Here is an 11,937-nt window from a genome sequence, read left to right as displayed (position 1 = left end):
ACCCCATTGAGATGAGGCGTTCCATGACCACCACCCCGAACCGTCCCTGGCGCGGCGTCCTCGTCGCCACCGCGCTTCCGCTGACCGACCAACTCGCCGTCGACTACGACAAGTTCGCCGAGCACTGTGCCTGGCTGGTCGACAACGGCTGTGACGGCGTCGTACCGAACGGCTCGCTCGGCGAGTACCAGGTGCTCACCCCCGAGGAACGGTCCAAAGTCGTCGAGACGGCTGTCGCCGCGATCGGCGGTACGCGGGTGATGCCCGGGGTCGCCGCCTACGGTTCCGCAGAGTCCCGCCGCTGGGCCGAGCAGGCCCGCGACGCCGGCTGCGCCGCCGTGATGCTGCTGCCGCCCAACGCCTACCGCGCCGACGAGCGTTCGGTCCTGGCGCACTACGCGGAGGTCGCGAAGGCGGGTGTGCCGGTCGTGGCGTACAACAACCCCATCGACACCAAGGTCGACCTGGTGCCGGAACTCCTCGCCAAGCTGCACGGCGAGGGGTACATCCATGCCGTGAAAGAGTTCTCCGGCGATGTCCGCCGCGCCTATCAGCTCGCCGAACTCGCCCCGGAACTCGACCTGTTGATCGGCGCCGACGACGTCCTGCTGGAGCTGGCGCTCGCGGGTGCGAAGGGGTGGGTGGCCGGCTACCCGAACGCGCTGCCCGCCGCGTCCGTCGAGCTCTACCACGCGGCCGTGGACGGCGACCTGGCCACCGCGAAGAAGCTGTACGAACAGCTGCACCCGCTGCTGCGCTGGGACTCCAAGGTCGAGTTCGTGCAGGCCATCAAGCTGTCCATGGACATCGTCGGACGATACGGCGGTCCGGTGCGTCCGCCGCGCGTTCCGCTGCTGCCGGAGCAGGAGGCCGTCGTGCGCGCCGCCACCGAGAGGGCGGTCGCGGCCGGACTCGCGTAAGTACCCTCGCATCGGCACCGATCCACCAGGAGCGTCATGCGCAGCAAACTCGTCCTGCACGCCGTCGACTCGCACACCGAGGGCATGCCGACCCGGGTGATCACCGGCGGCATCGGCACCATCCCCGGCGCCACGATGAACGAGCGGCGGCTGTACTTCCGCGAACACCGCGACCACATCCGGCAGTTCCTGATGAACGAGCCGCGCGGCCACTCCGCGATGAGCGGTGCGATCCTCCAGCCGCCCACCCGCCCCGACTGCGACTGGGGCGTCGTCTACATCGAGGTCTCCGGCTATCTCCCGATGTGCGGGCACGGCACGATCGGCGTGGCCACCGTGCTCGTCGAGACGGGCATGGTCGAGGTCGTCGAGCCGGTCACCACGATCCGGCTGGACACCCCGGCGGGACTGGTCGTCGCCGAGGTCGCGGTCGAGGACGGCGCCGCGAAGAACGTCACGCTCAAGAACGTCCCGTCGTTCTCCGTGGGTCTGGACCGCAAGGCCACCCTCGCCGACGGGCGGACGGTGACATACGACATGGCGTACGGCGGCAACTTCTACGCCATCCTGCCGCTGGACCAGTTCGAGCTCCCCTTCGACCGCACCCGCAAGGACGACATCATCAAGGCGGGCCTGTCCCTCATGGAGGCGATCAACGACCGGGACGAGCCCGTCCACCCGGAGGACCGGTCCATTCGCGGTTGCCATCACGTCCACCTGTACGCGCCCGGCGCGACCGCCCGGCTCTCGCGGCACGCGATGGCCATCCACCCGGGCTGGTTCGACCGCTCGCCCTGCGGCACGGGCACCAGCGCCCGCATGGCGCAGCTCCACGCGCGCGGCGAACTCCCGCTGCACACCGAGTTCGTGAACGAGTCCTTCATCGGCACCCGGTTCACCGGACGGCTCCTCGGTACCACCGAGGTCGCCGGCGTGCCGGCCGTACTGCCCAGCTTCACCGGCCGTGCCTGGATCACCGGAACCGCGCAGTACTCGCTCGATCCCACCGACCCGTTCCCGGGCGGGTTCATCCTCTAGCCCGGGGATAATGGCGGGTCACGCGTGACATTGCACCACTTGTACACCAGGAGACTCGATGGCCGTCCAGCGCACCGGCGCCCCGCCCACCACTGCACCGGATCTGCCGACGCTGGGCGGGAAGAGCAGTTACCGCGAGCGGGTCGCCGACGCGCTCAGGGCCGCGATGGTCGCGGGGGAGCTGCGGCCCGGCGAGGTGTACTCCGCGCCGACGCTCGCCGCCCGCTTCGGCGTCTCGGCCACACCGGTGCGCGAGGCCATGCTCGACCTCGCCAAGGAGGGGCTGGTCGACACCGTCCCGAACAAGGGGTTCCGGGTCACCGCGGTCTCCGAGAAGCAACTCGACGAGTACACCCACGTCCGCGCCCTGATCGAGATCCCCACGGTGGTGGGGCTGGCCGGGACCGCCGACCCCGTCTCGCTGGAGGCGCTGCGGCCCGCCGCCCGGGAGATCGTTCACGCGGCCGTGGCCGGTGACCTCATCGCGTACGTCGAGGCCGACACCCGCTTCCATCTCGGGCTGCTCGCCCTGGCCGGCAACACCCATCTCGTCGAGGTCGTCGGTGATCTGCGGGGGAGGTCCCGCCTCTACGGGCTCACCGCCCTCGTCGAGGAGGGACGCCTGCTGGCCTCGGCCCAGGAGCACCTGGAGCTCCTGGACGCGCTGTTGGACCGTGACAAGCGGGCCGTGCGTGAGATCATGACCCGCCACCTGGGACATGTCCGCGGTCTGTGGGCCGCACACGACTGACATCGGGGTCGTGACGCCATGAACCAGTTCCGGTCAGTTGCTCGATAGCGCAAACCGCTTGCGTCACTTGCGCTATTCTTGCGCACATGACGCGACGACTTGCTGAGGTGGCGAAGAAGGTCGGGGTCAGCGAGGCCACGGTCAGCCGGGTACTCAACGGCAAACCCGGAGTCTCCGACTCGACCCGGCAGTCGGTGCTGTCCGCCCTGGACGTCCTCGGCTACGAGCGGCCCACCCAGCTGCGCGGGGAACGCGCGCGACTGGTGGGCCTGGTGCTGCCCGAGCTGCAGAACCCCATCTTCCCCGCCTTCGCCGAGGTGATCGGCGGCGCGCTCGCCCAACTCGGCCTCACCCCCGTGCTCTGCACCCAGACCAAGGGCGGGGTCTCCGAGGCCGACTACGTGACGCTGCTGCTGCAACAGCAGGTCTCCGGCGTCGTCTTCGCCGGCGGTCTGTACGCCCAGGCGGACGCGCCGCACGACCACTACCGGCTGCTCGCCGAGCGCAACATCCCGGTCGTCCTGCTCAACGCGGCCATCGACCACCTCGGTTTCCCCGCCGTCTCCTGCGACGACGCGGTCGCCGTCGAGCAGGCCTGGCGCCACCTCGCCTCCCTCGGCCACGAGCGCATCGGGCTGGTCCTCGGACCCGCCGACCACATGCCGTCGGCACGGAAGCTGGCCGCCGCGCGGGCCCTGTCCCCGGATCTGCCCGACGAGTTCGTGGCGCGCGCCATCTTCTCCATCGAGGGCGGCCACGCCGCGGCCTCCCGGCTGATCGACCGCGGTGTCACCGGCATCATCTGCGCCAGCGACCCGCTCGCTCTCGGCGCCGTAAGGGCCGCCCGCCGCAAGGGACTTGACGTCCCGTCACAGATTTCCGTCGTCGGTTACGACGACTCCGCGTTCATGAACTGCACCGAGCCCCCGCTGACCACCGTCCGCCAGCCCATCGAGGCCATGGGCCGGGCCGCCGTCGAGCTTCTGAACTCTCAGGTCGGCGGCTCCGTCGTACCCGCCGAAGAACTCCTCTTCGAACCGGAACTGGTAGTCCGCGGTTCCACCGCGCAAGCCCCGCGCAGCTGACAGGCGCCCTGCTGTCGAATAATTACAGATTCTGCGCGACATCTTGCGGAGAGATGTCGGCGGTGCTTGAGTGTGGGCGCCCACCGCTCCTGCCCAGAGGGGTCCACCGATGAGAAGCACCGGGTTCCGCCGTACCTTCGCCGCGATCGGCGTCTGTTCTCTCGCGCTCACCGCCGCCGCCTGCGGGTCCGGCGACGACTCGGCGAGCGGCAAGACACGCATCACGGTCAACTGCGAGCCGCCCAAGAGCGCCAAGGTCGACCGGGGATTCTTCGACTCCGACGTCGCGGCCTTCGAGAAGAAGAACCCCGACATCGACGTCGTCACGCACGACGCGTTCCCCTGCCAGGACCCGAAGACCTTCGACGCCAAACTCGCCGGCGGCCAGATGGAGGACGTGTTCTACACGTACTTCACCGACGCCAAGCACGTCGTCGACATCAACCAGGCGGCCGATCTCACCCCGTACATCAAGGAGTTGAAGAGCTACGACACTCTTCAGCAGCAGCTGCGCGACATCTACACCGTCGACGGCAAGATCTACGGCATCCCGCGCACCGGCTACTCGATGGGCCTGCTCTACAACCGCAAGCTCTTCCAGCAGGCCGGCCTCGACCCCGACAAGCCGCCGACGACCTGGGCCGAAGTCCGCGCCGACGCCAAGAAGATAGCCGCGCTCGGCAACGGCACCATCGGCTACGCCGACTACAGCGCCCAGAACCAAGGGGGTTGGCACTTCACCGCCGAGATGTACTCACAGGGCGGCGACGTCGTCAGCGCCGACGGCAAGAAGGCCACCATCGACACCCCGCAGGGCCACGCCGTGCTGCAGAACCTGCACGACATGCGCTGGACCGACAACTCGATGGGCAGCAAACAGCTCCTCGTCATCAACGACGTGCAGCAGCTGATGGGTTCGGGCAAGCTCGGCATGTACCTCTCCGCCCCGGACAACATCCCGATCCTGGTCAAGGAGAAGGGCGGCAACTACGACGACCTCGCCCTCGGCCCGATGCCCGGCGGCCAGGGCACGCTCATCGGCGGCGACGGCTACATGTTCAACAAGCACGACACACCCGCCCAGATCCGCGCCGGCCTCAAGTGGCTCGACAGCATGTTCCTCACCCCGGGCAGCGGCTTCCTCGGCGACTACGCCCGCGCCAAGAAGGCCAACGCCCCCGTCGGACTGCCCGAACCGCGCCTGTTCACCGGCGCCGCCGACGCCAAGGACCAGCAGGTCAAGAAGGCCAACTCCAACGTCCCGGTGCAGAACTACCAGACCTTCCTGGACGGCAACGCGCCCCTCCAGAAGAAGATCGAGCCGCCGGACGCCCAGCAGATCTACTCCGTCCTCGACTCGGCCGTCTCCGCCGTCCTCACCAAGAAGGACGCGAACATCGACCAACTCCTCAAGGACGCCTCCGGAAAGATCGACGGCATCCTGGCCCGGGGCTGACCCGATGACCCGGACGGCCACCCGGAACCCCGTCGAGACGACGGCGGTACGACAGGTCGAGGCGCCGCCCCCGGTAGGGGGCCGGGGGCGGCGCCGCCTCCTCGACCAGGCCCGCGCCTACGCCTTCCTCATCGGCGGCCTCATCTGCTTCGCCCTGTTCTCCTGGTACCCGGCGATCCGCGCGGTCGTGATCGCCTTCCAGAAGTACACGCCCGGCTCCTCGCCCGAGTGGGTCGGCACCGCCAACTTCACCCGCGTCTGGCACGACCCCGAGTTCACCGCCGCCTGGCGCAACACCCTCGTCTTCACCCTGCTGGCCCTGCTCATCGGCTTCGCGATCCCCTTCGTACTCGCCCTGGTCCTCAACGAGTTGAGGCACTGGAAAGCCTTCTTCAGGGTCGTCGTCTACCTCCCGGTGATGATCCCGCCGGTGGTCACCGCCCTGCTGTGGAAGTGGTTCTACGACCCGGGAGCCGGCCTCGCCAACGAGACGCTGCGCTTCCTGCACCTGCCCACCTCGAACTGGTCCAACGGCACCGACACCGCCCTCATCTCCCTGGTGATCGTGGCGACTTGGGCCAACCTGGGCGGCACCGTCCTCATCTACCTGGCCGCACTCCAGTCCATCCCCGGCGAGCTCTACGAGGCCGCCGAACTCGACGGCGCGAGCCTCCTCCAGCGCGTGCGGCACGTGACGATCCCTCAGACCCGCTTCGTCATCCTGATGCTGATGCTCCTTCAGATCATCGCCACGATGCAGGTCTTCACCGAACCCTTCGTGATCACGGGCGGCGGCCCGGAGAGCGCGACCGTCACCGTCCTCTACCTGATCTACAAATACGCCTTCCTCTACAACGACTTCGGCGGCGCCTGCGCCCTCAGCGTGATGCTCCTCGTGCTGCTCGGCGCCTTCTCCGCCGTCTATCTGCGGCTGACCCGCTCCGGAGAGGACGACCTGTGAGCACCCGCACGCTGCTCTCCCCGGCCGCGCTCGCCCGGCCCCGCGGCAGGGCCGTCTACTGGACCGTCTTCACCGGCGTCGTCGTGCTCTTCGCGCTCGCCTTCCTCTTCCCCGTCTACTGGATGGTCACCGGCGCCATGAAGTCGCCGGACGAGATCGCGCAGACCCCGCCCACGATCATCCCCAAGCACTGGCACCTCAGCGGCTACACCGACGCCTGGGACCTGATGCAGCTCCCGGAGCATCTGTGGAACACGGTCGTCCAGGCCGCCGGCGCCTGGGCGTTCCAGCTGGTCCTGTGCACGGCCGCCGCCTACGCCCTGTCCAAACTCAAGCCCGCCTTCGGCAAGTTGATCCTCGGCGGCATCCTCGCCACGCTGATGGTCCCCGCGCAGGCCCTGGTCGTACCGAAGTACCTGACCGTCGCCGACCTCCCGCTGATCCACACCAGCCTGCTCAACGACCCCCTCGGCATCTGGCTGCCGGCCGTCGCCAACGCCTTCAACCTGTACCTCCTCAAACGGTTCTTCGACCAACTCCCGCGCGACGTCATGGAGGCCGCCGAGATCGACGGCGCCGGAAAACTCCGCATCCTGTGGTCCATCGTGCTGCCCATGTCCCGGCCCGTCCTCGGCGTCGTCTCGATCTTCGCCCTGGTCGCCGTGTGGCAGGACTTCCTGTGGCCGCTGATGGTCTTCTCCGACACCGACAAACAGCCGATCAGCGTGGCACTCGTCCAGCTGTCGCAGAACATCCAACTGACCGTGCTCATCGCCGCGATGGTGATCGCGAGCATCCCCATGGTCGCCATGTTCCTGGTCTTCCAGCGCCACATCATCGCCGGGATCAGCGCGGGCAGCACGAAGGGCTGACACCGCCCCTCGACGCCCTCCGACAGAAAGGCCAGCACAGTGGGACAGCCCACCCATGCCCAAAGCCACGACGACTGGTGGCGCTCGGCGGTCATCTACCAGGTGTACGTCCGCAGCTTCGCGGACGGCGACGGCGACGGCACCGGCGACCTCGCGGGCGTCCGCTCCAGACTGCCGTATCTCGCCGAACTCGGCGTGGACGCCCTGTGGTTCACCCCCTGGTACCTGTCGCCGATGAAGGACGGCGGCTACGACGTCGCCGACTACCGTGCCATCGACCCGGCCTTCGGCTCGCTCGCCGAGGCCGAGAAACTCATCAGCGAGGCACGGGAGTTGGGCATCCGCACGATCGTCGACATCGTGCCGAACCATGTCTCCGACCAGCACCCGTGGTTCCGTGCCGCCCTCGCCGGCGGCCCCGAACGCGACCTGTTCCACTTCCGCCCCGGACGCGGCGCACACGGTGAACTCCCGCCCAACGACTGGCCGTCCCAGTTCGCCGCCTCCACCGAACCCGTGTGGACCCGTCTCCCCGACGGCGACTGGTACCTCCACCTGTTCACCCCCGAGCAGCCCGACCTCAACTGGGCCCATCCGGCGGTGCGTCAGGAGCACGAGGACATCCTCCGCTTCTGGTTCGAGCGCGGGGTCGAAGGGGTCCGTATCGACTCGGCGGCGCTGCTCGCCAAGGACCCCGCACTGCCCGACTTCGTCGAGGGTCGCGACCCGAACCCCTTCGTCGACCGCGACGAACTCCACGACATCTACCGCTCCTGGCGGGCCGTCGCCGACGAGTACGGCGCCGTCTTCGTCGGCGAGGTCTGGCTCCCCGACACCGAACGCTTCGCCCGCTACCTCCGCCCCGACGAACTCCACACCGCCTTCAACTTCGCCTTCCTGTCCTGCCCCTGGGACCCGGACCGGCTGCGCACCTCGATCGACGAGACCCTCGCCGAGCACGCCCCGATCGGCGCCCCCGCCACCTGGGTCCTCTGCAACCACGACGTGACCCGCACGGTCACCCGCTACGGCCGCGCCGACACCGGCTTCGACTTCGCCACCAAGGCCTTCGGCACCCCGACCGACCTCGCCCTCGGCACCCGGCGCGCCAGGGCGGCGGCGCTGCTGTCGCTGGCCCTGCCGGGCGTCGTCTACCTCTACCAGGGGGAGGAGCTGGGACTGCCCGAGGTCGAGCTCCCGGTCGACCGGATACAGGATCCGATGTACCTCCGGTCGGGCGGCACCGACCCCGGCCGCGACGGCTGCCGGGTACCGCTGCCGTGGGTGGCCGACGCGCCGTACGCGGGCTTCGGCTCGCGCGGCGAGCCCTGGCTTCCACAGCCGGCCGGCTGGGCATCGTATGCGGTCGACCGTCAGCAGGGGACCGCCGACTCCATGCTCAACCTCTACCGCGAGGCGATCCGCCTCCGGCCGGCCTTCGGCGACGGCCCCCTCGCCTGGCTGCCCGCCCCCGACGGCGTCCTCGCCTTCGCCCGGGCCGACGGTGCGACCTGCGTGGTCAACCTGTCGGACACGCCCGTCGACCTCCCGCCGCACACCCGGCTCCTGCTGACCAGCGGCCCCCTGGACGACCAGGGCCGGCTGCCGCAGGACACGGCGGCCTGGCTGCACACCGCGTAAAGACGACGGGCGACTGCCGACTGCCGACGGTCGGCGATCAACGGTCGGCGATCAACGGTCGACCGCAGACAGCCGACCGCAGGCAGCCGACCGTGGCCGGTCGCCGGTCGCCGGTCGCCGGTCGCCAGTCGCCGCGGCCAGTCGCCGGCCGACCGTCACCCCGCATCCCGCTATCCCCGCACCCCCACCTCGAAGGGATCAGCACATGCACAGCACCATGTTCAGAACTGTCAGGCGCATGTCAAGTATCGGTGCGGCCGTCGCGCTCGCCGCGGGCATGCTCGTCGCCCTGACCCCCGCCGCCGCCCACGCGGCCTCCGGCGCCTCCCTCCCCTTCACCTCCGTCGAGGCCGAGTCCGCCACCACGACCGGGACCAGGATCGGCCCCGACTACACCCAGGGGACACTCGCCTCCGAGGCATCCGGGCGGCAGGCAGTACGGCTCACCTCCGGACAGCGCGTCGAGTTCACCGTGCCGCGCGCGGCCAACGCCGTGAACGTGTCCTACAACGTCCCGGACGGGCAGAGCGGCAGCCTCGACGTGTACGTCAACGGCACCAGGATCGCCAAGACGCTCGCCGTCACGTCCAAGTACTCGTACGTCGACACCGGGTGGATCGCGGGCGCCAAGACGCACCACTTCTTCGACAACTCCCGGCTCATGCTCGGCCAGAACGTGCAGCAGGGCGACAAGGTCGCGTTCGTCGCGACGGGCACCCAAGTCACCGTCGACGTCGCCGACTTCGAGCAGGTCGCCGGGGCCGCCGCGCAGCCGGCCGGATCGGTGTCCGTGGTCTCCAAGGGCGCCGACCCCAGCGGTGCGGGCGACTCCACGCAGGCCTTCCGGGACGCCATCTCCGCCGCCCAGGGGGGAGTGGTGTGGATCCCGCCGGGCGACTACCGGCTCACCTCCTCCCTCAGCGGCGTACAGAACGTGACCCTGCAGGGTGCCGGTCAGTGGTACTCGGTCGTGCACACCTCGCGCTTCATCGACCAGTCCGGCTCCTCCGGCGGCGTCCACATCAAGGACTTCGCGGTGATCGGCGAGGTCACCGAACGCGTCGACTCCAACCCGGACAACTTCGTCAACGGGACGCTCGGGCCCGGGAGTTCGGTCTCCGGGATGTGGATCCAGCATCTCAAGTGCGGCTTCTGGCTGATGGGCAACAACGACAACCTCGTCGTCGAGAACAACCGCGTCCTCGACACCACCGCCGACGGCCTCAACCTCAACGGCACCGCCCACGGTGTGATCGTCCGCAACAACTTCCTGCGCAACCAGGGCGACGACTCCCTCGCCATGTGGTCGCTCAACTCCCCTGACACCAACAGCAGTTTCGAGAACAACACGATCTCGCAGCCGAACCTCGCCAACGGCATCGCGATATACGGCGGCACGAACATCACGGTCCGCAACAACCTGGTCTCCGACACCAACGCCCTCGGCAGCGGCATCGCGATCTCCAACCAGAAGTTCCTCGACCCCTTCTACCCCCTCGCCGGCACCATCACGGTCGACGGCAACACCCTCGTCCGCACCGGCGCGATCAACCCCAACTGGGGCCATCCGATGGGCGCGTTGCGCGTCGACTCCTACGACAGCGCGGTCAACGCGACCGTCAACATCACCAATACGACCATCACCAACAGCCCTTACAGCGCCTTCGAGTTCGTGTCCGGCGGCGGGCACGGCTACTCGACCGGCAACGTCAACGTCAGCGGTGCGACCGTGCAGAACACCGGCACGGTCGTCGTCCAGGCGGAGGCGCAGGGCGCGGCGAAGTTCAGCAACGTACAGGCCACCGGCGTCGGCGCGGCCGGCATCTACAACTGCCCTTATCCGTCCGGCTCCGGCGCCTTCACCCTCACCGACGGCGGCGGCAACTCCGGCTGGAGCAGCACCTGGTCGGACTGCTCGACCTGGCCGCAGCCCGGCCAGGGCAACCCGCCCCCGGACCAGAGCACCAACCTCGCCAAGGGCCGCCCGGCCACCGCGACCGGCTCCCAGGACGTCTACACGCCCGGCAAGGCGGTCGACGGCGACGCGAACACCTACTGGGAGTCCACCAACAACGCCTTCCCGCAGGCCTGGACGGTAGACCTCGGCGCCAACCAGGCCGTGCGCAGGCTGGTGCTGAAGCTGCCGCCCGCTTCCGCGTGGAGCGCGCGCACGCAGACCGTCACCGTGCTGGGCAGCACCGACGGCGCCACCTACTCGACCGTCGTCGGCTCCACCGGCTACCGCTTCGACCCGGCGACCGGCAACACCGTCACCGTGGCCCTGCCCAGCAGCACCAACCTGCGCTATCTGCGGCTCAACGTCACCGCCAACTCCGGATGGCCGGCGGCCCAGTTCAGCGAAGTGGAGGCGTATCTGTCTTCGTGAGCCGGTCCTGTACCGGGAGTGTCCCGCGCTTCGCCGCCTGGATCTGCTCGTACACATGGGTCCGCAGTTCGGCGAAGCGCGGGGCGACCCGGGTGTGCAACTGGTCGCGTTCCACGGGCAGATCGACCTTCAGCTGCTCCTGCACGACGGTCGGCGACGCGGACAGGACGACCACCCGCTCGCCCAGGTAGACGGCCTCGTCGATGTCGTGGGTCACGAAGAGGATCGTGATGCCGCGCTCCCGCCACAACCCCCGTACCAGGTCCTCCAGATCGGCCCGGGTCTGCGCGTCGACCGCCGCGAACGGCTCGTCCATCAGCAGGACTTCGGGCTCGTACGCCAGCGCGCGGGCGATCGCGACCCGCTGCTGCATACCGCCGGACAGCTGCCACGGATACGCCCCGGCCGCATCCGCCAGCCCCACCGACTCCAGCGCGTCGGCGACCAGTTCACGCCTGCGCGCCTTGCTCAAGGCCTTCTGTTTCAGAGGGAGTTCGACGTTCTCGCCGACCCGCATCCAGGGGAACAGGCTGCGCCCGTACTCCTGGAACACGAATGCCATCCCGGGCGGCGGACCGCTCACCTTCCGCCCGCTCAGCAGGACTTCGCCCGCGGTCGGGGTGAGCAGTCCGCCCATGCACTTGAGCAGGGTGGTCTTGCCGCAGCCCGACGGGCCGACGAGACAGACGAGTTCGCCGGCGTCGACGGTGAAGGTGAGGTTCCGCACCGCCTCCACCCGGCGGCCGGAACCCTCGTAGACCTTTTTGAGGCCGGATACGTCGAGTAGCGCGTGCATGGACCGCCCTTTCACGATGTTCACGGGGACC

10 protein-coding genes are annotated in these 11,937 nt (G+C 69.1%); 9 read left to right on the top strand and 1 reads right to left on the bottom strand.

All coding sequences use genetic code 11. The annotated features are described in order from the left end of the window. Positions 1–23 precede the first annotated feature (23 nt). From SSP08S_RS22240 to SSP08S_RS22200, 9 genes are all read left to right on the top strand, one after another. Positions 24–920 carry a dihydrodipicolinate synthase family protein gene (locus SSP08S_RS22240; protein WP_019069839.1) on the top strand — a complete coding sequence of 299 codons (897 nt, stop codon included), beginning with the start codon at positions 24–26 and terminating at the stop codon, positions 918–920. A 36-nt stretch (positions 921–956) separates the two neighbouring features. Next, positions 957–1,958 carry a proline racemase family protein gene (locus SSP08S_RS22235; protein WP_019069838.1) on the top strand — a complete coding sequence of 334 codons (1,002 nt, stop codon included), beginning with the start codon at positions 957–959 and terminating at the stop codon, positions 1,956–1,958. A 58-nt stretch (positions 1,959–2,016) separates the two neighbouring features. Further along, positions 2,017–2,709, top strand: a complete 693-nt coding sequence (locus SSP08S_RS22230) for a GntR family transcriptional regulator (RefSeq protein ID WP_019069837.1) — start codon at positions 2,017–2,019, stop codon at positions 2,707–2,709. An 86-nt stretch (positions 2,710–2,795) separates the two neighbouring features. Further along, a complete protein-coding gene (locus tag SSP08S_RS22225; protein WP_174479404.1) occupies positions 2,796–3,794 on the top strand; it encodes a LacI family DNA-binding transcriptional regulator in 999 nt (332 codons plus the stop codon). A 109-nt stretch (positions 3,795–3,903) separates the two neighbouring features. After that, positions 3,904–5,250, top strand: a complete 1,347-nt coding sequence (locus SSP08S_RS22220; protein WP_019069835.1) for an ABC transporter substrate-binding protein — start codon at positions 3,904–3,906, stop codon at positions 5,248–5,250. Between the two features lie 4 nt (positions 5,251–5,254). After that, complete coding sequence (locus SSP08S_RS22215) at positions 5,255–6,211, top strand: carbohydrate ABC transporter permease (RefSeq protein ID WP_019069834.1); 957 nt, start codon at positions 5,255–5,257, stop codon at positions 6,209–6,211. Then, positions 6,208–7,083: a carbohydrate ABC transporter permease gene (locus SSP08S_RS22210; protein ID WP_019069833.1), complete on the top strand. Its 876-nt coding sequence runs from the start codon at positions 6,208–6,210 to the stop codon at positions 7,081–7,083. The genes SSP08S_RS22215 and SSP08S_RS22210 overlap by 4 nt, the downstream gene beginning before the upstream one ends. A 39-nt stretch (positions 7,084–7,122) precedes the next feature. Next, a complete protein-coding gene (locus tag SSP08S_RS22205; RefSeq protein ID WP_019069832.1) occupies positions 7,123–8,724 on the top strand; it encodes a glycoside hydrolase family 13 protein in 1,602 nt (533 codons plus the stop codon). 205 nt (positions 8,725–8,929) lie between these two features. After that, positions 8,930–11,110, top strand: coding sequence for a discoidin domain-containing protein (locus tag SSP08S_RS22200; RefSeq protein ID WP_019069831.1), 2,181 nt, complete (start codon positions 8,930–8,932; stop codon positions 11,108–11,110). Here SSP08S_RS22200 and SSP08S_RS22195 read toward each other — a convergent pair. After that, on the bottom strand, positions 11,079–11,906 hold the full coding sequence (locus tag SSP08S_RS22195; RefSeq protein WP_026178728.1) for an ABC transporter ATP-binding protein: 828 nt from the start codon (positions 11,904–11,906) through the stop codon (positions 11,079–11,081). The two genes, SSP08S_RS22200 and SSP08S_RS22195, sit on opposite strands and share 32 nt — an antisense overlap. Positions 11,907–11,937 lie beyond the last annotated feature (31 nt).

Origin of the sequence: Streptomyces hokutonensis (assembly GCF_000376565.1) — a bacterium.
In the GTDB taxonomy this organism is placed as follows: domain Bacteria; phylum Actinomycetota; class Actinomycetes; order Streptomycetales; family Streptomycetaceae; genus Streptomyces; species Streptomyces hokutonensis.
The sequence above is the reverse complement of the archived record's forward strand: the minus strand, read 5'-3'. Positions and strand labels throughout refer to the sequence as shown.

Coding starts and splice junctions, on each gene's coding strand:
- SSP08S_RS22240 (WP_019069839.1), top strand. CDS start 24: ATGACCACCACCCCGAACCGTCCCTGGCGCGGCGTCCTCGTCGCCACC.
- SSP08S_RS22235 (WP_019069838.1), top strand. CDS start 957: ATGCGCAGCAAACTCGTCCTGCACGCCGTCGACTCGCACACCGAGGGC.
- SSP08S_RS22230 (WP_019069837.1), top strand. CDS start 2,017: ATGGCCGTCCAGCGCACCGGCGCCCCGCCCACCACTGCACCGGATCTG.
- SSP08S_RS22225 (WP_174479404.1), top strand. CDS start 2,796: ATGACGCGACGACTTGCTGAGGTGGCGAAGAAGGTCGGGGTCAGCGAG.
- SSP08S_RS22220 (WP_019069835.1), top strand. CDS start 3,904: ATGAGAAGCACCGGGTTCCGCCGTACCTTCGCCGCGATCGGCGTCTGT.
- SSP08S_RS22215 (WP_019069834.1), top strand. CDS start 5,255: ATGACCCGGACGGCCACCCGGAACCCCGTCGAGACGACGGCGGTACGA.
- SSP08S_RS22200 (WP_019069831.1), top strand. CDS start 8,930: ATGCACAGCACCATGTTCAGAACTGTCAGGCGCATGTCAAGTATCGGT.
- SSP08S_RS22195 (WP_026178728.1), bottom strand. CDS start 11,906: ATGCACGCGCTACTCGACGTATCCGGCCTCAAAAAGGTCTACGAGGGT.